Annotated in this window: 12 protein-coding genes, 1 tRNA gene and 1 pseudogene; 12 read left to right on the top strand and 2 right to left on the bottom strand. The window is 65.7% G+C overall.

What is annotated here, in order from left to right; all coding sequences use genetic code 11:
- The first annotated feature begins 52 nt into the window (after positions 1 to 52).
- The 3 genes from DRB17_RS01070 (at position 53) to DRB17_RS01080 (ending at position 1,073) form a co-directional block, all read left to right on the top strand.
- Positions 53 to 370, top strand: coding sequence for an integration host factor subunit alpha (locus DRB17_RS01070; RefSeq protein WP_114580308.1), 318 nt, complete (start codon positions 53 to 55; stop codon positions 368 to 370).
- A 38-nt stretch (positions 371 to 408) separates the two neighbouring features.
- Positions 409 to 888 carry a MerR family transcriptional regulator gene (locus DRB17_RS01075; RefSeq protein WP_114580309.1) on the top strand — a complete coding sequence of 160 codons (480 nt, stop codon included), beginning with the start codon at positions 409 to 411 and terminating at the stop codon, positions 886 to 888.
- Between the two features lie 108 nt (positions 889 to 996).
- Positions 997 to 1,073: transfer RNA gene (locus DRB17_RS01080), tRNA-Pro, on the top strand.
- A gap of 37 nt (positions 1,074 to 1,110) precedes the next feature.
- On the opposite strand, the gene DRB17_RS01085 is transcribed toward DRB17_RS01080, so the two are convergent.
- On the bottom strand, positions 1,111 to 2,298 hold the full coding sequence (locus DRB17_RS01085; protein ID WP_161958659.1) for an integrase core domain-containing protein: 1,188 nt from the start codon (positions 2,296 to 2,298) through the stop codon (positions 1,111 to 1,113).
- Between the two features lie 238 nt (positions 2,299 to 2,536).
- On the opposite strand from DRB17_RS01085, the gene DRB17_RS01090 reads away from it, so the two are divergent.
- Positions 2,537 to 3,955, top strand: coding sequence for an ethylbenzene dehydrogenase-related protein (locus tag DRB17_RS01090; RefSeq protein ID WP_206607743.1), 1,419 nt, complete (start codon positions 2,537 to 2,539; stop codon positions 3,953 to 3,955).
- 66 nt (positions 3,956 to 4,021) lie between these two features.
- On the opposite strand, the gene DRB17_RS01095 is transcribed toward DRB17_RS01090, so the two are convergent.
- Positions 4,022 to 4,444 (bottom strand): hypothetical protein, encoded by a 423-nt coding sequence (locus DRB17_RS01095; RefSeq protein WP_114580311.1) that lies wholly within the window; start codon positions 4,442 to 4,444, stop codon positions 4,022 to 4,024.
- A gap of 221 nt (positions 4,445 to 4,665) precedes the next feature.
- Between DRB17_RS01095 and DRB17_RS01100 the strand changes: the two are divergent.
- The 8 genes and pseudogenes from DRB17_RS01100 to treY all read left to right on the top strand — a co-directional run.
- Positions 4,666 to 5,434: pseudogene (locus DRB17_RS01100) on the top strand (IS3 family transposase); the annotation flags it as partial.
- Between the two features lie 36 nt (positions 5,435 to 5,470).
- Positions 5,471 to 5,713, top strand: a complete 243-nt coding sequence (locus DRB17_RS01105; RefSeq protein ID WP_114580312.1) for a hypothetical protein — start codon at positions 5,471 to 5,473, stop codon at positions 5,711 to 5,713.
- 12 nt (positions 5,714 to 5,725) lie between these two features.
- Positions 5,726 to 9,085 (top strand): maltotransferase domain-containing protein, encoded by a 3,360-nt coding sequence (locus DRB17_RS01110; protein WP_241503703.1) that lies wholly within the window; start codon positions 5,726 to 5,728, stop codon positions 9,083 to 9,085.
- Positions 9,082 to 12,381, top strand: a complete 3,300-nt coding sequence (gene treS / locus DRB17_RS01115) for a maltose alpha-D-glucosyltransferase (protein ID WP_114580313.1) — start codon at positions 9,082 to 9,084, stop codon at positions 12,379 to 12,381. Before DRB17_RS01110 ends, treS begins: the two co-directional genes overlap by 4 nt.
- 5 nt (positions 12,382 to 12,386) lie before the next feature.
- On the top strand, positions 12,387 to 14,582 hold the full coding sequence (gene glgB, locus DRB17_RS01120; protein ID WP_114580314.1) for a 1,4-alpha-glucan branching protein GlgB: 2,196 nt from the start codon (positions 12,387 to 12,389) through the stop codon (positions 14,580 to 14,582).
- Positions 14,579 to 16,720 (top strand): glycogen debranching protein GlgX, encoded by a 2,142-nt coding sequence (glgX, locus tag DRB17_RS01125; RefSeq protein ID WP_241503704.1) that lies wholly within the window; start codon positions 14,579 to 14,581, stop codon positions 16,718 to 16,720. The genes glgB and glgX overlap by 4 nt, the downstream gene beginning before the upstream one ends.
- A 6-nt stretch (positions 16,721 to 16,726) precedes the next feature.
- Positions 16,727 to 18,529, top strand: a complete 1,803-nt coding sequence (gene treZ, locus DRB17_RS01130; RefSeq protein WP_114580315.1) for a malto-oligosyltrehalose trehalohydrolase — start codon at positions 16,727 to 16,729, stop codon at positions 18,527 to 18,529.
- Positions 18,526 to 23,508 carry a malto-oligosyltrehalose synthase gene (treY, locus tag DRB17_RS01135; protein ID WP_114580316.1) on the top strand — a complete coding sequence of 1,661 codons (4,983 nt, stop codon included), beginning with the start codon at positions 18,526 to 18,528 and terminating at the stop codon, positions 23,506 to 23,508. Before treZ ends, treY begins: the two co-directional genes overlap by 4 nt.
- Positions 23,509 to 23,515: the final 7 nt, after the last annotated feature.

Genomic DNA, 23,515 nt, shown 5'->3' on the forward strand with positions numbered 1-23,515 from the left:
CCGTGCAGGGGGTAACGTTCGCTGACCCTGTGCGCGGGAAGGAGCGAGGCTTATGTCGAACGACACGGTGACCCGGGCCGACCTGTCGGAAGCCGTCTATCAGGAAGTGGGATTGAGCCGTAACGAATCGGCAACCCTGGTGGAATCGGTTCTTGACGAAATCTCCGACGCCTTGGTCCGGGGAGAGCCGGTGAAGATCTCTTCGTTCGGAAGTTTCGCCGTTCGCCAGAAGGGACAGCGAGTCGGGCGCAACCCGAAGACCGGCGAGGAAGTGCCCATTTTGCCGCGCAAGGTACTGGTTTTCCGTGCATCGCACGTGTTGAAGAATCGGATCAACAAGGCTTTCAAGGCGGCACGTCAGGCTAGCTAGGCACGGCCGCCAGACGCGTTCACCACCTCCGGGCTGCCATGGCAAGCAACCGATCCGGCGAAAAGTCAGCCGCAGCATTTCGCACGATCAGCGAGGTATCGGACGACCTTCAAGTGCCGCAGCACGTTCTGCGATTCTGGGAAACCAAGTTCAGCCAAGTCCGCCCGATGAAGCGCGGCGGCGGCCGCCGCTATTACCGGCCGGAAGATATCGAGCTGCTGCGGCGGATTCGCGACCTTCTCTATACGGACGGCTACACGATTAAGGGCGTGCAGAAGCTCCTGCGTGAGGGGCAGGTGCAAACGACGGCGACAAACGGCGGCCCGACGGCTAAATCCGCCCCTGCCGGCTCGGTGTCGGGCGAGGCGCAGCCGGCGTCGGCGCAGGCGGGGACGGCACAGTCATCCCAGGCGGCGGCAGCGGGGCAGGGGCTATCCAACGGCGACCGCCGCGCGCTCGAAGAGGTGCTGAACGAGCTGTCGGCGCTTCGCGACACCCTGCGCGGCGGGCAAGGTTGAGAAAATCATTCGCCTCTGCGGCGGCGAACTGTTGCCACAGCCATTGCGCCGCCGAGGACGGGTTTGTATATAGGGCGTGTCGTGTCGCACGGCATTTCCCCGACCGGTCGGAGCGTGGCGCAGGCTGGTAGCGCACTCGGCTGGGGGCCGAGAGGTCGCAGGTTCGAATCCTGCCGCTCCGACCAAATTTTTCAGGTCCTTTCCGGACACATGGGTTACGGATTATTCCCGAGACATGGGTAACAGGCTCGGGCCGAATGGGTTGTCTATTGGCTCCAGCCGGCAGCTCTCCTCGTCGAAATATCCCAGATCGTAAGTCATGAAGCTGGCGAGCCAGAGCCGGTCGTCGACCTGTTTGATGCCGACCTTCTGGCCGGCAAAAACGGTAGAGAGGTTCACCTTCTTGCGCCTGAGGCAAATCCGTCCGCACTCGGTGACGGTAACGGTTTTGTCGTGAAGGGCGTACTCGATTTCCGGCAGGCCGCGATATTCCCGCGGGCTTGAGCGATAGCACTCGGCCGGCAGGGCCATGCCCAGGGCCTGGTGGGGTCTGTCCGCATTGAAGTAGCGCACGAATTTGTCGAAGCGCTCCTGCTGCTGCAGGAGGTTCTCGCCCGCCGGTTTGGTGGTTTCCCTCTTGAGGGTCAGGTGCATGCGTTCGTGGCGGCCGTTCTGCTGGGGATGGCCAGGACGGATGCGCTCGATCCCGATGCCGAGGCGCAGCCACCACACCGAGAGCCGGGAGAGGTTGTAGAGGGCATTGGGGCTGGCAAAGGGCACCCCATTGTCGGTGCGGATGGCGCGCGGCAGGCCGAACTCCCGGAAGGCGCGCTCGAAGACGGGGAAGGCCAGGGCTTCCTTCGTCGAGCCCAGCGCCTCGCAAGCGATGAGGAACCGGCTCTCCTGATCGGTGATGGTCAGCGGATAGCAATAGCGCCGGTCGGCGAGCATGAACTCGCCCTTGTAGTCCGCACACCAGAGATCGTTCGGCTGCCGGGATGCGGCCAGCGCCGTGCCCTGCGCCCGACGCCGCCGCCCCTTGCGGCGCTCGACCAGGCGGTGGCGGTCGAGCACGGCATGCACGGTGCTGATCGCCGGCGCCTGGAGGTCGGGATAAAGCCGGATCAGCTTCTCGCGGATCTTGGGCGCTGCCCAGCTGGGCTGCTCCTTCTTCTGCGCGACAATCAGGCTTTCGATCTGGAACGGCAGCTTGTTCGCCTGCCGGTAGGGCCGGCGCGAGCGATCGCTCAGGCCCGCCAGGCCCATCAGCTTGTAGCGCTCGAAAATCTTGTAGCCGGTCTTTCGGGATATCCCGAAAGACCTGCACAACGGCGCCATCTGCTCCCCGTCCAGCAACCTCGCCACGAAACGAACGCGCTCACCCATCGGGCTACACTCCTTCCATGGCATCTCCGGATCTCCCCCGAAAATGCCCAATTGTGTAACCCATGTGTCCGGAATGAACTGTTACCTATGTCTCGGGAAGGGCATGTCCTTTCCAGAATGATTCCCCTCAAAGATTTCCGATCGCGATCGGTGCGAGGATCCATGTCGATCATGCTTACCAGCTCTCTGCTGCGGCTTGTTCGTCGCTCTGGCTTGAGTCAGGCTTTCCTGACGGAGCAAAGTGTCAGAAGAGGAATACGGCTTGAAACGGAACCGGATTGTGCAGACGCTTTTGCTCGGCTCGATGGGGGTCGGCTTTTTCGCCTCGGGCGTTGTCGCCGGCCCGGCGATGGCCGCGTCACCAGCCGATTGGACGCAGATTCCAGCGCGCACCGTGACTCTCTTTTATCCCGGGCAAAGCAGCTACCAGTGGCTGCGCAGCCGGGCGCATCCCGGCGCCAGGATGGTCTGGAACGGGGCCGCCTGTCTCAACTGCCATAGCGGCACGGAACGGGGCAGGGGCCGTCACATGGACGGTGGGATGAGGCGCGGCATGCGGCAGGGCATGCGATGGCGGCCACCCACGGCGGCAAAAATGGGCCGCGACATCGTTGACGGTGGCCCCCTCGAGCCCACGCCGATTCCGGGCAAGAACGGGGTTCTGAACCTGTCCGTCCAGGCGGCTTACGACGCGGAAAACCTTTACCTGCGCTTCCAGTGGCGAACCAACCTGGATCGCCCCGGGCGCATGCACAACTATATGCGCTTCGACGGTGAGAAATGGGCCTTCTACGGCGGCCCGCGTTCGTCGGAAAGCGTCGCCAGTGGCGAAGAGCCGCCACTGTACGAGGACCGGCTCGCCATCATGATCGACGACGGCTCGGTGCCCGGCTTCAGGACGCAGGGTTGCTGGCTCACCTGTCATCGCGGCATGCGCGACATGCCCGGCGAGGCAACGAAGGCGGAGGTCAAGGCCCACCCGCTGATTGGCGAGACGGGCCTGGGGCGTTCGGACGTGCGCAAGTACCTGCCGGACTCGCGCACCGACGCGGCGGCGAGCTGGGACAAGACCAAATCCGCCCAGGCCATCGCCGACATCAAGGGCGCCGGCGGTTTCGTCGATCTGATGCAGTGGCGCGCGCACCGCAGCAATCCGATCGAGATGGCGGACGATGGGTACGTCCTGGAATACAGGCTGTCGGACGAGGGCAAGGGGCCATACGGCTGGAACGTCGACCGCGAAACGATGACCCCGAAATACATGTTCGATCCGGACAAGGTGGGGATGAAAGTGCTCACCGTTGATGATATCGGCGATCCCGCCAAGCCCTACGCGCTCATCCGGGAGGAAAACGCGGTCCCCTACGACGCCGACGCGGACTGGGAGGAAGGTGACGTCCTGCCCGGCCGGCTCTTGAGCCGCGTGGACGCGACGGGCTCCGCGAGCGACAATTCACGGGTGCACGGTGAATGGGACGACGGCGTCTGGACCGTGGAATGGACACGGAAACTGGATACCGGGCATTCCGGCGACGACAAGATCCTTCGGGAAGGGCGAACCTATACCTTCGGGTTCGCCGTGCATGACGATAACGTGACGACCCGGTTTCACTTCGTCAGTTTCCCGATTCAGTTCGGGATTGGCTCGCCCGGCCAAATCCAGGCGACGAGGCTCCGGTAAAGGATATGTCCTCGCTAAGGCAGACTACGACAGCTTTCGTGAGAGAGTCATTCCCCCTGTATCGCATCAACCTTCGTCCTGTCCTCCACCATCCTGCCGGCGCAGCGCCTCGAGGGGCCGCGCGAGGCACTGCAGCGCCTTGTACCGCTGGGCCTGGTTGTAGTGGTCCTCGGTCATCTTGGGATCGCTGAGATCCAGGCCGAGCTTGTACAGCTGGCCGGGCGAGGTGAGGGCCTCGGGCTTGCTCTTGGTGGCCTTCTCCGCCCGCCGCAGGCGCGCCTTCAGCTGGGCCAGCCATCCCCAGTCCCGGTCGGGTTCGAAGAGCCGCATCGCCGTGTACAGCCGCCGCACTCGGTTGGCCAGGGATGCCGGGGCCGGCATGGGCTGGAGGTCGGCGATGTAGGCGCCGACCGCGCCCTCGGTGACGCGCTCGCCTGGTCGGCTGTCGGGCGCGAGCCAGCCGCTGGTGGCGAGCCAGCCCAGCCACAAACCGTAGTCGTTCTCGAAGTTGGCGACGGTCTGCGGCCGCCAGTCGGCGGCGGCGTTGCCGGGCTCGAAGATGTCGCCCGGGGGTACGGGCCACCGCCCACGCCTAGCCGGTCCGCCGCCGGCCAGTAGTCGGGCCGTAGGCTTTTGCGGGCACCTGCCTTAGCCAGGATCTGCTTGTCGTACATCTCCACCGCTTGGTGGGAATCGAACTCAGCGTAGGTGTCGACCGTGACGCGGAGCTGCGCACGGAGATCCGGCGGGTCTGGGACGAGAACTTCCAGGTCTACGGCGTGCGCAAGGTCTGGCGGCAGCTGCTGCGCGAGGGGGGGGGGGGGCGAGGTCGCCCGCTGCACGGTGGCGCGGCTGATGCGGAAGATGGACCTGCTGAGCGCGGTGCGCGGCAAGGTCAAGCGCACCGCGCTCAGCGACAAGGTCACGCCGTGCCCGCTCGACCGCGTGAACCGGGACTTCCAGCCGGCGCGGCCGAACGTGTTGTGGGTGTCCGATTTCACCTATGTGGCAACCTGGAACAGCTTCGCCCACGTGGCCTTCGCGGTCGACGCCTACGCCCGGCGGATCGTGGGCTGGCGGGCGTCGCACAGGGCGCAGACGGGCTTCGTGCAGCAGGCGCTGCACGCCCGCCAACCGGTTTCAGGCGGGTAGCTGGTTCACCACAGCGACCGCGGCGTCCAGTACGTCTCGATTGAGTACACCGAGCGGCTCGCTGAGGCCGGCATAGAGCCGTCCGGGGGCAGCGTCGCCGACAGCGACGACAACGCCCTGGCGGAGACCGTGATCGGGCTGTCCGAGACGGAGGTGACCCGGCGGCGCGGGCCGTGGCGCAATCTCGAAGCGGTGGAACTGGCCACTCTCGACTGGGTCGACTGGTTCAACCACCGGCGCCTGCTCGAACCGCTCGGGAACATCTCGCCGGCCGAAGCGGAGATCAACTTTTTTGCGCTGGACGGTCAGGCCGCCATGGCGGCCTGACCGTCCAAACCCCACAGCCTCCGAGGAAGCCGGTGCGTGGATTGGAGCGTCGCCGTTGGCTTCGAACTGGTCGGCAGGCTTTCCGTGGAAGACTGTCAGAAGCTCGCTGACAGCTTGGTGACAGGCAATGCGACGCTGCCGGTTCAACGCATTGGCGAACAATCCGGGTCCGTCGGCGGCGACGAAGAGGGGCAGTGCGGCCTCCTTCATGCAGAGCAAGGCCACGCCAAGCCGGGGTGGGACGTTAAACAGGGTGGAATGGGACGTTCCGCGCTGTGAGGTGGCGTCGCTTTGGCTGAAGGACCGCGTATCTACAACCTCTTTCCGCTGCTTGCCGGCGCGGTGGACGGCTGGCCCGAGCATTTGCCGCGCATCGCCGGCATGGGATTCGATTGGATTCTGCTGAACCCGGTCTTCTATCCAGGCTTTTCGGGCAGCATCTACGCCACCAAGGATCATGAACGCCTGCATCCCATCGTTGCCGGCGATCGTCCCGACCGCGACCCGGCGGAGGCGCTTGCGGGTTTCTGCCGCGAGGCGAAGGCACACGGCCTGAAGGTCATGCTGGACCTTGTCGCGGACAGCGTCGCCCGCGACAGCGTGCTGGCCGGGGCGCATCCGGATTGGTTCGTACGGGAACCCGATGGCGCGCTGCGCCCGCCGCGGCAGGGCGACCCGCTGGACCCGCGCGGCGGCCCCGCCTGGGGAGACTTGGCCGAGATCGATTATGGCCACGAGCGCCAGCGGGCGGAGCAGATCCGATTCTGGGCGGACTTCGTGGCCACCTATCTAGAGGCCGGGATAAGCGGATTCCGCTGTCAGGCGGCGCATCGTGTCCCTGTTGCGGTCTGGAAGGAAATCATCGCTCATGGAAAGGGCGGCCTGCCCGACGCGGTTTTCGCCGCCGACACCTTGGGCGCGGCAATCGAGGACGCGCTGACGCTTGAAGGCGCGGGCTTCGATTACGTCTTCAACAGCCTTGCCTGGTGGAACTTCCGCGACCGCTGGCTATTGGAAGAGCATGCACGGCTGCGCGGGATAGCCCCCACCATCGGATTTCCCGAAAGCCACGCCACCGGACGGCTGGCCCAGCGATACCCGGAGGCCGAAGCGCAGGAGCGGGAGAAGCGGTATCGCCAGCACTATCTGCTTGCCGCCGCGTTCAGCAGCGGGGTCATGGTGCCGATGGGCTTCGAGTACGGCTTCGCCGAACCCTTGGATGCCGTCGCGGCCCGTCCCGGCGACTGGACTTGGCAAGCCGGCAATCCGCCCTTCGATCTCACCGCTTTTATCGCGGACATCAACGCGACCAAGCGGGCCAACGGGGTCCTGAACGTCGAAGGCCCGGTTTACCGCGTCACCGACCCGGACTCTCCGCTGGTCGCCCTGGTGCGCCACGGCGGGCCGACGCCGGCGCGCAACGAGGCCGCCGGAGCCGTGCTGGTAAACATGGCGCGCGAGGCCGCGGCCGGTATCCGCGTCGGGCACTTGCTGGCCGAACTCGGTGGACGTATCGAGAGCCTTGCCGATGTGACCCCCGGCGCCGGGGGTAAGGCGGTTGACCCGGCCGGAACGCTCACGCTGCCGCCACTGACGGTGCGGCTGCTTATCGGGGAGGCGCGCAAGCACCCGCACCCCGCGCCATCGAAGCGGGAGAGCGAACGCCGCCTGGGCGCCCTCGCGGAACAGCGCGTTGTCATCGAACACGTCCATCCCGAGATCGACGGCGGCCGCCATCCCGTGAAGCGCGTGGTCGGCGACGTGATGCGGGTGACGGCGGATATCTTCGGCGACGGCCATGACAAGATCGCCGCCTGTATTCGCTACAAGGCGCGGGAGGATCGGGGCTGGCGCGAGGTGCCGATGCATTTCGTCGATAACGACCGCTGGGCGGGCGAGGTGCCGCTTACCCGCAACACGCGCTACCTGTTCACGATCGAGGCGTGGCGCGATCCGTTCGAAAGCTGGCGCGCCGAATTCGGCAAGAAGCACGACGCTGGCCAGCCGATCTCCCTCGAACTCACCGAAGGCCGGCATCTGGTGGAGAATGCCGCCGCCGCTGCCGGCAAGGGCCAACAAAGGAAGGCCCTGGACGCGGTCCTGAAGCGCCTGGATACGGCCGGCGACGATCAGGGGGCGTGGATCGCCGAACTCCTCTCGTCCGAGCTGCGCCGGGCCATGCGCGAGGCGGCCCCGCGCACGAATGTCTCGCGCTACGACAGGGAGTTGGAAGTCGTCGCGGATCGCCGTATCGCGCGCTTCGGCGCGTGGTACGAGCTGTTCCCCCGGTCGATGAGCGACGACCCGCGCCGCCACGGCACCTTCGACGACGTTGTCGCGAAGCTTCCCTATGTGCGGGACATGGGCTTCGACGTCCTTTACTTCCCGCCTATCCATCCCGTCGGCGGGACCAACCGGAAAGGTCGCAACAATGCCCTTGTCGCCGGGCCGGACGATCCGGGCAGTCCCTATGCCATCGGTTCGCACGAAGGGGGGCACGACGCCATCCATCCCGCCCTCGGCACCCTCGACGATTTCCGCGGACTGGTCGATGCGGCGCACGACCACGGCCTGGAAGTCGCGCTGGACTTCGCCATCCAGTGTTCGCCGGACCATCCTTGGCTGAAGGAACACCCGGAATGGTTCGACTGGCGCCCGGACGGCAGCATCAAGTTCGCCGAGAACCCGCCGAAGAAGTACGAGGACATCGTCAACGTCCATTTCTATCGCAAGGCCAAGCCCTCGCTATGGTACGAGCTTCGTGACGTGCTGCTGTTCTGGGTGGATCAGGGCGTCAAGATCTTCCGCGTGGACAACCCACACACCAAGCCGTTCCCCTTCTGGGAATGGGTGATCCGGGAGGTCCAGGACCGAGACCCCGAAGCCGTGTTCCTGTCCGAGGCGTTCACGCGGCCCAAGGTGATGTACAAGTTGGCGAAACTGGGCTTCACCCAGTCGTACACCTACTTCACCTGGCGCAACGAGAAGCAGGAGCTGATCGACTACCTGACGGAGCTGACGCAGCAGGAACCGCGGGAGTACTTTCGGCCGAACTTCTTCACCAACACCCCCGACATCAACCCGCGCTTCCTGCAATCGAGCGGCCGGCCCGGCTTCGTCATCCGGGCCACGCTGGCGGCGACGCTGGTTTCATCCTACGGCATTTACAGCGGCTTCGAGCTTTGCGAGGCGACGCCGATACCGGGGCGGGAGGAATACCTCAACGCGGAGAAGTACGAGATCAAGGCCTGGGACTGGGACCATCCCGGCAATATCCGTGATTTCATCGCGCGCCTGAACCGTATCCGCCGCGAGAACCCGGCCTTCCACGACCATCTGACCCTGCGCTTCTTCAACGCGTGGGACGATCACATCCTTGTCTACGGCCGGATCACGGAAGGGCGGGACAACGCGGTCCTGGTCGCCGTCAACCTGGACCCGCACGCCGCCCATGGCGCCCATTTCGAGGTGCCGCTGTGGGAGTTCGACCTGCCGGACCACGCCAGTATCGCCGCGGAAGACCTGCTGACGGGGCAGCGCTTCCGGTTCCACGGCAAGGTGCAGCACGTCTGGCTGGACCCGCAGGTGAACCCCTGCGCCGTCTGGCGTCTGATACCGCCGGGATTTGGCGAGGCGAGCGGTCCGTCATGATCGATCGCGGCACACCGGACTGGTACAAGGACGCTGTCATCTATCAGCTTCACGTGAAGTCGTTCTTCGATGCGAACGACGACGGCATCGGTGACTTCGACGGGCTGGTCCGGAAGCTGGACTATATCAAGTCGCTGGGCGTCACCGCGGTCTGGCTGCTGCCGTTCTATCCGTCCCCGCTACGCGACGATGGCTACGACATCGCCGACTATCGCAACGTCAATCCCAGCTACGGGACGTTGCGCGGCTTCAAGCAGTTCGTCCGCGAGGCGCACCGGCGCGACCTGCGCGTGGTGACCGAGCTTGTCGTCAATCACACCTCCGACCAGCATCCCTGGTTCCAGCGGGCCAGGCGGGCGAAACCGGGCAGCAGCTACCGCGACTTCTACGTCTGGAGCGATACGGACCGGAAGTACCAGGGAACGCGGGTCATCTTCCTGGATACCGAATCGTCCAACTGGGCCTGGGACCCGGTTGCCCAGGCGTATTACTGGCATCGCTTCTATTCGCACCAGCCCGACCTGAACTTCGAGAACCCGCGTGTCCTTAGGGAGATACTGAATGTCCTGCGCTATTGGCTGGATATGGGCGTCGACGGGCTGCGCCTGGACGCCGTGCCCTACCTGCGCGAGCGGGAGGGCACCAACAACGAGAACCTGCCGGAAACCCACGACGTCCTGAAGCGTATCCGGGCCGAGGTCGACCGGAACTACCCGGACCGCATGCTGCTGGCCGAGGCGAATCAGTGGCCCGAGGACGCGCAGGAGTATTTCGGCGACGGCGATGAGTGCCATATGTCCTTCCACTTCCCGCTGATGCCGCGGATGTACATGGCGTTGGCGCAGGAGGACCGGCACCCGATCACCGACATCATGCGCCAGACCCCGGAGATTCCCGACGGCTGCCAGTGGGCCATCTTCCTGCGGAACCACGACGAGCTGACGCTGGAAATGGTGACCGACAGGGAGCGCGACTATCTCTGGAACTTCTACGCCGCCGACCGGCGTATGCGGTTGAACCTGGGCATCCGGCGGCGCCTGATGCCGCTGATGGACCGCGACCGGCGCAAGGTCGAGGCGATGACCAGCATGCTGCTGTCGATGCCCGGCACGCCGATCCTCTATTACGGCGACGAGATCGGCATGGGCGATAACATCTACGTCGGCGACCGCGACGGGGTGCGCACACCGATGCAGTGGTCGCCCGACCGCAACGGCGGCTTTTCCCGCTGCGATCCGCAGAAGCTTTTCCTGCCGGCGATCATGGACCCGGTCTATGGCTTCGAGGCGGTCAACGTTGAGGCGCAACAACGCGACAGCGCCTCGCTGTTGAACTGGACGCGCAGGGTCATCGCCGTCCGCCAGAGCCATCCCGCCTTCGGGCGGGGAACGCTGCGCTTCCTCTTTCCCGGCAACCGCAAGATTCTGGCCTACCTGCGCGAGAGCGGTGATGAGGCCTTGCTGTGCGTCGTCAACCTGTCGCGTTCGGCACAGGCGGCGGAACTGGACCTTTCGGCCTTCGCCGGCCGTGTGCCGGTGGAGATGCTGGGCGGTGCCGCGTTCCCGCCGATCGGCGAGCTGCCTTATCTGCTGACAGTGACGGGGTATGGCTTCTACTGGTTCGTGCTTGCGCGCGAAGCTCAGATACCGCACTGGCACGCCGAAACGCCCGCGCCACTGCCCGAGTACGTCACCCTCGTCACTCGGAGCGGTTGGAAGGATCTTCTCGGATCCCGGAATGCCGCACAGCTTGAGCGTGACGTGCTGCCGGCATACCTGCCGAATCAGCGCTGGTTCACCGCCAAGGACGACCGCATCGAGCGGGTGTCGCTGGCCTCCTGGGTGACCCTGGGTAGTGAGGACGAGCGCGGCTACCTGCTGGCCCGGATTGACATAGAGCTTCGCCACGGTGGCCAGCAAGGCTACTTCCTGCCGCTGGCGATGAGCTTCGAACCGGGGACCGCCGAAGCCAACAGCCCACTTCGGCCCTTCGTGCTGGCGCAGGTCCGCCGGAGTTCGGTTGTCGGTGCCGTGTACGATGCCGTGGCCGAGCCCGGCTTCACGCGAGAGATGGTGGTCGCGATGTTCACCGGGCGGCGCCTCGGTACCGGGAACGGGCAGATCGTCTTCACGCCGACCGGGCGCTTCAGGGCGGCGCCGCCCGACATTGAAGGCGAGGTGCGACGCCTCAACGTCGAGCAGAGCAACTCCTCGACACGGCTGGGCGAGGAAGCCGTACTGAAAATCTATCGCCGGCCCGTTCCGGGCGTGCACCCCGAGGTGGAGCTTGGCCGCTTCCTTACCGATGTTGCCGGCTTCGCGAACACCCCGCCGCTATTGGGGACGGCGGAGCTTGTCGACGCCGAGGGTACGCCGAGCGCGCTTGGCGTTCTCCACGGCTTCGTGGCCAACCAGGGCGACGGCTGGTCGTTCACGCTGGATTACCTGACGCGCTGGCTGGAGGAAGACGATGATCCGCGGGCAGCGGGCGGTGACACGGAAGAAAAGCCGACACCTTTCGGCCTTTACATGCCCTACGCGGAGGCTCTTGGCCGCCGCACCGGGGAGCTTCACGGCGCCCTACGCAGCGTTGGCAGCGACGACCCGGCCTTCGCGCCCGAAGCGATAACGGACGCTGACCTGGCAACCTGGCGAGCAGCCACCATCTCGCAGGCCGAGAGCGCCTTCGCTGCCGTCGAGCAGGCCCATGCCAGTCTGTCCGCCGACCTCCGGGAACGCGTCAATGGGCTTCTGGCCCGCCGATTGGAGGCGACGGAGCTTGTCGAGCGGCTGACCGATACACCGGTGGCCGCGCAGAAGACGCGCACGCACGGCGATTATCACTTGGGGCAGACGCTGGTCGCCCAGGACGACATCTACATCCTGGACTTCGAGGGAGAGCCGGCCCGCCCCTTGGAAGAGCGCCGCCGGAAGAGTTCCCCCTTGCGCGATGTCGCCGGGATGCTGCGCTCGTTCGATTACGCGGCCTGGGCGGCGGTGCGCAAGGCGGGCGAGCACTCGACCGTCCCGCACGGCGAGCTATTGTTCCGGGCGATGAACTGGCGCGACGCGGTCTCCGCACGCTTCAAGGCCGCCTACGACGCCGCAGTGGCCGGGACATCGGCGACGCCCGCCGCGCCCACGGAGGCCGACCGGCTACTGCACCTGTTCCTTCTTGAAAAGGCCTTTTACGAAGTCCGCTATGAGTCCGCGAACCGGCCGGACTGGCTGGCGATTCCCGTCAACGGTCTGCTGGATTTGCTTGAGACCGCCGGCGGGCACGAAGGGCCGGGATAGAAGCCATGGCTGCGACCGTCGACAGTCTGGACGCCGAATACGATGCGATTGCAAGGGGCGATCACGCCGACCCCTTTGCCGTACTGGGGATGCACACGACCGGCGACGCGATCGCGGTGCGCACCTTCCAGCCCGATGCGGCCGGTGTTGACGTGGTGGACAGCGGGGACGGCAAGATCGTCATGGCCCTGGACCGTGTCCATCCGGCCGGTTTGTTTGCCGGGGAAGCAGACGGGCGGAACAACTTCGCGTACCGGCTGCAGCTTGACATCGGGGGCGAGCAGCGGCGGATCGAGGATCCGTATCGCTTTCCGCCGGTTATGGACACTTCGGAAACCGTTCAGATCGCCGAGGGAACCCACCCGGCGGTCTGGCGCTGCCTGGGCGCGCATCCGACCGAGCTGGAGGGGGTCGCGGGGGTGGTATTCGCCGTCTGGGCGCCGAACGCGCGCCGCGTGTCCGTCGTCGGTGACTTCAATCAGTGGGACGGCCGGCGGCACGTCATGCGCAAGCGCCATGAGGCCGGTATCTGGGAACTGTTCATTCCCGACGTGGCCCTGGACGCGCTCTACAAGTACGAGATCAAGGCGCCGAACGGTGAGCTTCTGCCGTTGAAAGCGGACCCGGTGGCGTTCCATTGCCAGGCATCCCCGGCTACGTCGTCGCGCGTTCACGGCATCCTGGAGCGATCCTGGAACGACGCGACCTGGATGGCGGACCGGCATCGCCGTCAGGCCCGCGAGGCACCGGTGTCGATCTACGAGTGCCATCTGGGCTCGTGGATGCGCACGGTGGAGGGGCGTTATCTGAGTTACGCCGAATTGGCCGAGCGGCTCATCCCCTATGTTCGGGCGATGGGGTTCACGCATTTGGAGTTGCTGCCGGTCAGCGAGCACCCCTTCGACGGCTCCTGGGGCTACCAGCCGGTGGGCCTTTATGCGCCGACAAGCCGCTTCGGCCCGCCGGCGACGTTCGCCGGCTTCGTCGATGCCTGCCACCAAGCCGGGATCGGCGTGATCCTGGACTGGGTTCCCGCCCATTTCCCGCGCGACCCGCATGGCCTTGCCGGTTTCGACGGCACGCCGCTCTACGAGCACGGCGATCCTCGGCGCGGCTATCATCCCGACTGGGATACCCTGATCTACGATTTCGGGCGCCCGCCGGTGCGCAACTTCCTGGTTTCGAACGCGCTTTACTGGCTGGAGACGTTCCATATCGACGGCTTGCGCGTGGATGCCGTCGCCTCGATGCTCTATCTCGACTACAGCCGGGGGCCGGGACAGTGGGCGCCCAATATCCACGGCGGCAACGAGAACCTGGAAGCCATCGCTTTTCTGCAACGGATGAACGAGGCGGTGTACGGTCGCTATCCCGATGCCGCAACGCTCGCGGAGGAATCGACGGCCTGGCCCGGCGTGACGCAGCCGACCTTCGCCGACGGACTTGGCTTCGGCTACAAGTGGAACATGGGCTGGATGCACGACACCCTGAGCTACATGCGCTGCCCGCCCGCCGAGCGCTGCCACCGCCACGGCCAGCTTGTTTTCTCGATGGAGTATGCCTTCAGCGAGAACTACCTCCTGCCGCTCAGCCACGACGAGGTCGTGCACGGCAAGGGCTCGCTCATCCGCAAGATGCCGGGCGACGACAAGCAGCGCTTTGCCAATCTGCGCGCCTACTACGGCTACATGTTCGCCCATCCCGGCAAGAAGCTGCTGTTCATGGGCGGCGAGTTCGCGCAGGAGGCCGAGTGGAACCACGACCGCGGCCTGCACTGGGATCTGTTGGACGATCCGCGCCACAAGGGCGTTCAGACGCTGGTCGGCGATTTGAATGCGATCTACAGGCGGCTGCCCGCCTTGCACGAGCTGGACTGCGTGCCCGAGGGGTTCGAGTGGATCGAATCGCACGACTGGCGGAACGCCGTGATTGCGTTCCTGCGGCGCGGACATGACCCCGATCATATCGTCGTCGCGGTCTGCAATTTTACGCAAGTCCCACAGCATGCCTATCGTGTCGGCGTGCCGGAAGCAGGGTTCTACAAGGAACTCCTGAATACGGACGCCGAGCGTTATGGTGGCAGCAACATGGGGAATCTCGGCGGGGTCATGGCCGAGCGGGTGCCGGCGCACGGCCGCCCCCATTCGCTCGCCCTGACGCTGCCGCCGCTGGCGACACTGCTGCTCGAGCGTCAACCGTGATCCCCGCGAGCGGCGCCGTATCGCAACCTCGGGTGTTGCCCGGCAGCGCCTATCCGCTGGGCGCCACCTGGGACGGCAAGGGGGCGAATTTCGCCTTGTTCTCGGCGCATGCCGAGAAGGTGGAGCTGTGCATCTTCGACCGCCGCGGGCAGCGCGAGGTCGAGCGGATCGTCTTGCCGGAATACACGCACGAGGTCTGGCACGGCTACCTGCCGGATGCGCGCCCCGGCATGCTCTATGGCTACCGTGTCCACGGCCCCTACGCACCGCAGGAGGGTCATCGCTTCAACCCGAATAAGCTGCTGCTCGACCCTTATGCCAAGGCGATCCGCGGGCGACTGCGATGGAGCGATGCGCACTTCGGCTATCGCGTCGGCAGTTCGCGCGGTGACCTGTCGTTCGACAGGCGCGACAATGCCTCTGGCATGCCGAAGTGCGTCGTGGTCGATCCGGCCTTCACCTGGAATTCCGAGGTGGCGCCCCGACGGCCGTGGTCGGAGACCATCATCTACGAGATGCATCCGCGCGGTTTCACGATGCAGCGGGAGGATCTGCCGGACAAACTGCGCGGCACATTCGCGGGCCTCTCGGAGCCGGCAATCGTCGGCTATCTGGCGGACCTCGGCATCACGGCGGTGGAGCTTCTGCCCGTCCAGGCCTTCGTCGAGGACCGTCACCTGGTCCAGCAGGGGCTGACCAACTACTGGGGCTACAACACCATTAGCTTCTTCGCCCCGCATCCCGCCTATCTGGCGAGTGGGGAGGTGGGTGAGTTCAAGACGCTGGTGCGCCGGCTCCACGACGCCGGGATCGAGATCATCCTGGACGTCGTCTACAACCACACGGCCGAGGGGAACGAGCTTGGCCCGACGCTGTCGTTCCGGGGCATCGACAACAAGAGCTATTACCGGCTGAACCCGGACGAGCCACGCCTTTATGCCGACACGACCGGCTGCGGCAACATGCTGAACGTCCACCACCCGCGCGTGCTGCAACTCATCACTGATTCCCTGCGCTACTGGGTGCAGGAGATGGGGGTGGACGGCTTCCGCTTCGATCTCGCGCCGACGTTGGCGCGGGAATATAACGACTTCGATTCCCACGCCAACTTTTTGGACGCGGTGCGGCAGGATCCGGTCCTTTCCCGCGTCAAGCTGATCGCCGAGCCGTGGGATGTCGGACACGATGGACACCAGCTCGGCCATTTCCCGCCGGGCTGGAGCGAATGGAACGATCGCTATCGTGATACCGTGCGCAGGTTCTGGCGCGGCGAGGAGGGCGTTATTGGCGAACTGGCGACCCGCCTCACCGGATCGGCGGATATCTTCGACCATCGCGGCCGCCGGCCATGGGCCAGCATCAACTTCGTGACCGCCCACGACGGCTTCACGCTCAACGATCTCGTCAGCTACGAGGAGAAGCACAACGAGGCCAATGGCGAGGACAACGAGGACGGCCACGACGACAACCTGAGCTGGAACTGCGGCGTCGAGGGAGCCAGCGACGACCCCGATGTCCGCCGCCTGCGCCGGCAGCAGCAGCGCAATTTCCTGGCGACGCTTATGCTCTCGCAGGGCGTGCCGATGCTGCTTGCCGGCGACGAGTTCGGGAACGGCCAGTCGGGAAACAACAACGCCTATTGCCAGGACAATGCGATCGGCTGGCTGAACTGGCCCGAGGCCGACGAGCAATTGACCGGGTTCGTGCGCCGCCTCACCGCGCTGCGGCGCCGACATCCGGCGCTACGCCGCCGGCAGTTCTTCACCGGCGATATCACCAGGGGCGGGCGGCTAAAGGACGTCACCTGGTTGACACCCGAGGGGCGCGAGCCGACGGAAGCCGACTGGGACTTCCCCGAGGCGCGCTGCCTTGGCTTCGTCCTGGCAGGAGAGGCGGGCGACTACTTCCTGACGCCGGCCGGCTCCCAGGAGCCGGATACGCCGTTCCTCGTGTTGATGAACGCGCATCGCAAGGCAATAGACTTCACGCTTGTGGCGGCGCCCGACGACGGGCAATGGCGGCGGCTGCTCGACACATCGTTGGACCCACCGGAAACGGAGGAGAATTTCGAAGCCTTCACGGCCTATCCGTTAAAGCCTTACTCGATTGCCCTTTTCGTTGCGGAAGCGGTGGGATAGCCAACAATGAGCCGGGCAGGCCACGAGATGCCCTTCGGCGCCCGGGTGAACCCGGACGGGACGGTCCGATTTCAAATCTGGGCGCCCGCCGCAAGCAAGGTGGAACTGGTTGTCGACGGCGACTCAGCCGCGTTGCCGTTGAACCAGCTTGCGGATGGCTGGTTCGCCGCCACGGCGCAGGTATCCCCAGGAAGCCGCTACCGCTTCCGCATCGATGGCGGACAGCAGGTTCCCGACCCGGCCTCGCGCTTCCAGCCCGAAGGCGTGCATGGACCAAGCGAGGTCGTCGACCCGCACGCCTATTCCTGGACAAATCCTTCGTGGCCGGGCCGGCCCTGGCACGAGGCCGTGCTTTACGAGCTTCATATCGGCGCCTTCACGTCCGAGGGCAATTATGCCGCCGCCACCGAAAAGCTGACCTACCTCCGCGACCTCGGCGTCACCGCCGTCGAACTGATGCCCGTGGCCCAGGCGGCGGGACGCAGAACCTGGGGCTATGACGGTGTCCAGCTTTTCGCGCCCAATCGCGCCTATGGCCGGCCGGAGGACCTGAAGGCTTTCGTGGACCGGGCGCATGGCCTCGGCCTGATGGTGTTCCTCGATGTCGTCTATAACCACTTCGGGCCGGAGGGGAACTACCTGCCCCTCTACGCGCCGCAGTTCTTCACCTCGGCGCATCATACGCCGTGGGGTGAGGCGATTGCCTTCGACGGGCCGCATGCGCGGACCGTCCGCGACTTTTTCATCCATAACGCTCTCTACTGGCTGACGGAATACGGCATCGACGGCCTGCGCCTGGATGCGGTCCACGCCATACAGGACAATGTGCGGACCGAGTTTCTAAGGGAACTCGCCGGGGCCGTTCACCAGCGCTTCGCCGACACGCGGCAGGTCCACCTCGTGCTTGAGAACGACGCCAACGAAGCGCGTCTGCTCGACGCATACGACGCACAGTGGAATGACGATCTACACCATGCCCTGCACGTGACGATCACAGGTGAGACGGAGGGCTACTATCAGGACTATGCGGGCGATCCCGTCGGTGCTCTCGGCCGCTGTCTTGTGGAGGGCTTTGCCTATCAAGGCGAGCACTCCGCCTTCCGTGACCGGGCGCGCGGCGAGCCCTCGGCGGCTTTGCCCACAACGGCGTTTGTGGGGTTCCTGCAAAATCACGATCAGGTCGGGAACCGGCCTTTGAGCGAGCGGATCACGGAGCAGGCGCCGCGAGAGGCGATCCCCGCCGCCACCGCCATCGTGCTCTTGAGCCCGCAGCCGCCGCTGTTGTTCATGGGCGAGGAGTGGGCGGCCCGGCAGCCTTTCCCCTTCTTCTGCGACTTCGGCCCCGATTTGGCGGACGCGGTTCTCGAGGGACGCCGTCAGGAGTTCGCGGCTTTCCCCGGTTTCGAGGCCGCGGCGGCAAGGTCGGAAATCCCGGACCCGAACGCTCCCGAGACATTCGAGCGCGCCATTCTGGACTGGTCCGCTCTCGAAGCATCCCGACATGCCGAATGGCTGGCCTTCACACGCCATCTTCTGGCTGTGCGCCGGGAATTGCTGGCTCCTCGGCTGGATCGTTTCGCCGGACACGCGGGCAGCTTCAGGACGATGGGAGGTGGTCTACTCCGCGTGGACTGGGATTTCGACGAAGGCGGCCGCTACACGCTGCTTGCGAATCTCTCCGCCACGGCGACGCGCGTGGAAGCGGATGCTGCCGTACTGCCGGGAAAGGTCATCTACGCCGGCCCGGACAAGGTCCACCCGCCATTTCTAGCGCCCTGGACCGTGATCTGGAGCCTGAACGTGCCATGAGCGACCCGCTCTACGAGCTGGCGCACCGGGCGGGCCTGGAACCGGGTTACACGGACGCCTTCGGCAAACCCCGTAAGGCCTCGCGCGCCAGCGTTGCCGCCGCCTTATCGGCGCTGGGGTTCCCGGTGGCGACCGATGCGGCCATCCGTAAGGCCCTGACCAAGCTCAAGAAACGCCAGAAGGGCCGGTTTCTGGAACCGGTGGCACTGGTCCGCGCCGGTGCAAAGCGGCCCGAGGTTGCCATAGCCGCGCCTTCCTGTGCGCGCGGCGACCTGCGATGGCGGCTTGAGACCGAGGGCGGAGAGGTATTTGAAGGCAGTGTCACCTTGGCGGCCATGTCCCTGGCGGATGACGGAAGCCGCCGCCTTGCCCTGCCGAGACTCGTCGCCGGCTATCACACACTCGATGTCGTGCTCGGCGAGAGCCGCGAGCGGCAGAGGGTTATTGCCGCACCGGCCTGCTGCTACACGCCTCCCGCGTTGCGCAAAGACGGTCGCACCTGGGGCTTCGGGCTGCACGTGTACACCTTGCGCTCGGCCCGGAACTGGGGCATTGGCGATTTCACGGACCTGGGAGAACTAGCCGGACTGGCGCGAAGCCTCGGGGCCGGGGCAATCGCCGTGAACCCGCTGCATGCGAACTTCCTGGACGACCCCGAGCACGCCAGTCCGTACTCGCCAAGCAGCCGCCGCCATTTCAATCCGCTCTATCTGGATGTCGAGGCGATTCCCGACTTCGCCGAGTGCCGCGACGCGCGGCTGAGAATGGCGGACGCCGCTTTCCAGGCCGAGCTTGCACGGCTGCGCGCCACGGACTGGGTGGACTATCGCGGGGTCGCTGCCGTCAAGCGGCCGGTGCTGGAAGTGCTGTACCGGCATTTCCGGGCCAGCCACCTGGATGGCGGCCTTACCGAAAGGGGCGCTGCTTTCCGTGCGTTTCAGGATACCGGGGGGCGGGGCCTCTGGCGATACTGCGTTTTCCATGCGCTCCAGGAAAGGCTTTCGGCCGGGGATGCCAATCTGCGGGACTGGCGATGCTGGCCACCGGACTATCGGGACCCTTCCTCCGAAGCGGTTGTGGAGTTCGCCGCGCAGAATGTCGAGGCGGTGGATTTTCACGCGTATCTGCAATGGCAGTCGCTGGCGCAACTCGACCGCATCCGGGACGCATGCGCGGATATGCCTGTCGGCCTGATCAGCGATCTCGCCCTCGGCTCGGACACGATCGGCGCGGAGACCTGGGGCGACCGGGACCTTTTCGTCACCGGGGCCAGTTTGGGCGCGCCGCCGGACACGTTGAACCTGCTCGGCCAGGATTGGGGCTTGCCGCCCATGAACCCAGTCGCCCTGCGCGAGCGCGGCTACGATGCATTTATCGAAGTGCTGCGCGCGAACATGCGCCATGCCGGGGCCATCCGTATCGATCACGTGCCGGGCCTGATGCGGCAGTATTGGATTCCGGCGGGGTTTCCGGCCGACGACGGCCTTTACGTGCGCTTTCCCTTCGAGGAGATGCTGGGCATCCTGGCCCTGGAAAGCGAACGCCAGCGCTGCCTCGTCATCGGCGAGGATCTTGGTACGGTGCCCGACGGTCTGCGCGAGCGGCTGCGTGCCGCCGACGTCCTTTCCTATCGCCTGCTGTACTTCGAGCGGGACGAACAGGGCGATTTCCCGGCCCCGGACGCGTTTCCCCGCCACGCCCTCGTCGCGGCGACGACGCATGACCTGCCGACCCTGCCGGCTTATTGTACGGTGGCTGATCTGGCGTTGCGAAAACGCCTGGGCCTTTACCCCGACGCCGCCACCTACCGGACGGATCTGGAGGAACGGAAAGCAGACCTTGCCCGCCTGGAGACATCCCTGCGCCGTCAGGGCCTTGCGACGGACAACGATACGGCCGTGCCTGTCGCCGCCTGCTACGCCTATCTGGCGCGTACCCCCAGCTTGATCCTGCAGGTACAGATCGAGGACCTGCTGGGGCAAACCGCGCCGCTCAACGTGCCCGGCACGGGCAGCGAGTATCCGAACTGGCGTCGCAAGCTGCGCCTGAACCTGGATGATCTGGCGGCCTTGCCGGATTTGCACGCTCTCGCGGCGGAGCTGCGGCGCGAACGCGGGGCACCGCCGGAAGTTGCCTTGCCTGACGAGGTCTGGACGCCGTACGCGACCTATCGCCTGCAATTCCATGCCGGCTTCAGTTTCGACGCGGCGGCGCGGCTGGTGGAGTATCTGCACGATCTGGGCGTGAGCCACGTCTACGCCTCGCCCTACCTTCGCGCGCGTTCGGGAAGTCCGCACGGTTACGACATCGTCGACCACGGCACGCTCAACCCCGAAATCGGCGGCGAGGCCGGGCTGTACCGCTTCGTCTCGGCGCTGGCTTGCCGGGGGATGGGGCAGGTCCTCGACTTCGTCCCGAACCACATGGGGATAGCCCAGGCCAACAACCCCGCCTGGCTGGATGTCCTGCGATGGGGGCGGGCATCGACTTATGCGTGCTTCTTCGACATCGACTGGCAGCCCGAGGCGCCGGAGTTGCAGGGACGCGTCGTTCTTCCGTTTCTGGGCGACGACTATGGCGACGTGCTGGTGGCTGGCGAACTCGTGCCGCGTTTCGATGCCGGGGAAGGCAGCTTCGACGTCTGGTACCACGAGCACTGTTTTCCGGTCGCACCCGGCGACTATGCGGAGCTGATCGACGCCTGTCTCGCTGATGTTGATCCAGCGAACGCCGCGACGCCGGTCCGTGCGCTGGCAGAGGGGTTCCGGCAACTGCGCAGGATGGCGAGCGACGATCCGGCCACCCGCCGATACGGCGAAGCCTGCCGCGAGGCGCTGCGGCATCTGGTTCGGGAAGAACCGGACGCCGCCAGCATCATGCACCGTGCGGCCGGAGTGCTCGAAGGCACGCCTGACGACGCCGACAGCTTTCGGGCGCTGCACGATCTGCTGGAACGGCAGGCCTATCGGCTGGCCTTCTGGCGGGCGGCAGCCAGCGAGATCAACTACCGCCGTTTCTTCGACATCAACGAGCTTGCCGGAATCCGCGTCGAAGACGATGCCGTCTTCGACGAAGTGCACAAACTGGTCGCGCGCCTGGTCGCCGAGGGTCGCCTGCACGGCCTGCGCATCGACCATATCGACGGCCTGTCCGATCCGGCGTGCTACCTGTCCCGCCTCCGCCAGCTTCTGCGCCGGATGCGCGGGGCAGGGACGGCGGCGCCCACGCCCTACACGGTGGTGGAAAAGATCCTCGAACCCGGCGAACGCCTGCCGGAGAACTGGCCGGTCGAGGGCACGACGGGCTACGAGTTCATGAACCAGGTGCTTGGGCTGTTCGTGGATCCGGCCGGGCAGGAGGTGCTTGACCGTACACATGCGCGCTTCGGCGGCGACAACGATTTCCCGGCGGTGCTCTACCGGGCGAAGAGGCAGGTCATCCGCGAACTTTTCGCCGGCGAGCTGGAGAGCCTTGTCGTCTTACTGCGTTTGTCGGAGCAGGGATGGCAGACTCGCGATTTCACCCGGCCCATCCTGCGGACGGCCTTGGCGGAGGTCGCGGCGCGGTTTCCCGTCTACCGCACCTATGTTTCCCCAGAGCATGGGTGTTCACAGGCGGACCGCGACGTCATCACGCGCGGTTGCGCCGAAGCCTACAGCAACTCGACAGCCTCGGCGCGGCCGGTGTTCGACTTCGTGCAGGCGGCACTGGCCGGGGACCTCGCGAAGGACGTCAGCTACGACGGCAAAGCGGTCCTGGAATTCGCCCGGCGCTTTCAGCAGTTCACCGGCCCAGTCATGGCAAAGAGCCTCGAGGACACGGCATTCTACCGCCATGTCCGTTTGGCGGCGTTGAACGAGGTGGGCGGCGATCCCGGCCAATTCGGCCTGACGCCGGAAGCGTTTCACGCCGCCAACGCGCACCGTGCCAAGAGGTGGCCCCACACCATGCTTGCCACGGCCACGCACGACAATAAGCGGGGCGAGGACGTGCGGATGCGCCTTGCGGCCCTCTCCGAGCTTGCCGAGGCGTGGGAGGAGGAGGTCGTTCGCTGGGCGCACCAGAATGCCGGCCACACGGCCACCCTACCAGACGGTCCTGCACCGTCGCCCCTGGACAGTTATCTGCTTTATCAAACCCTCGTCGGCGCATGGCCGACAGCTTTGCTCGACTGCGATCTCGCCTCCGCGACGCAGGAGCTTGCCACTTTCGCCGAGCGTATCCAGGCTTACATGGTGAAGGCCGTGCGCGAGGCGAAGCTGCGCAGTAGCTGGCTCTCACCGAACGCCGCGTACGAAGCCGCCGTGTCGGATTTCGTGGCGCGGCTTCTCGATCCCGCGGAGAGCCTTGGGTTCCTGACCGAACTTCAGGAGTTTTCGCGCCGGGTGGGGTGGCTCGGCGCCCTGAACAGCCTGGGACAGACGGTTTTGAAGCTGACGAGCCCCGGGATGCCGGACATCTATCAGGGGGCGGAACTCTGGGATTTTGCGCTGGTCGATCCGGATAACCGCCGTCCGGTGGATTTCGACCGGAGAGCCGCGTTCCTGTCGGAGTTGCGCGGCGACGGAACGCCGGACCTGGACACGGTCGCGGAGCTGCTTGCGGCCTGGCCGGACGGGCGGATCAAGATGCATGTGCTGCAACGGCTGCTGCACCTGCGGCGCGATTGGCCCGCGCTCTTCGGGGACAGCGGTTACGAACCCTTGGATGCAGCGGGTCCGGAAGCGGGACGCGTCATCGTCTTTCGGCGAGGAATAGCGGATCGTCAGCTCATTGTTGTGGTCGGCCGGCTGCTTGCGCCGCTCTACGACAGGGACGGGCGCTGCCATTGGGGAACGACCGCCGTACACGTCGAAGCGCGAACGCCTCTATACGATGTTCTTACCGGCAGGCGTTTGGTGCCTGGGCCGTCGGGTTCGCTTCCCGTGAAGCGGCTTTTCGAGATATTGCCGTGTTCCGTCCTTGTCGGTGACTTGTGAGGCCGGC

The sequence above is a fragment of the Ferruginivarius sediminum genome (assembly GCF_003344765.1).
GTDB classification, from domain to species: Bacteria; Pseudomonadota; Alphaproteobacteria; order Kiloniellales; family Rhodovibrionaceae; genus Ferruginivarius; species Ferruginivarius sediminum.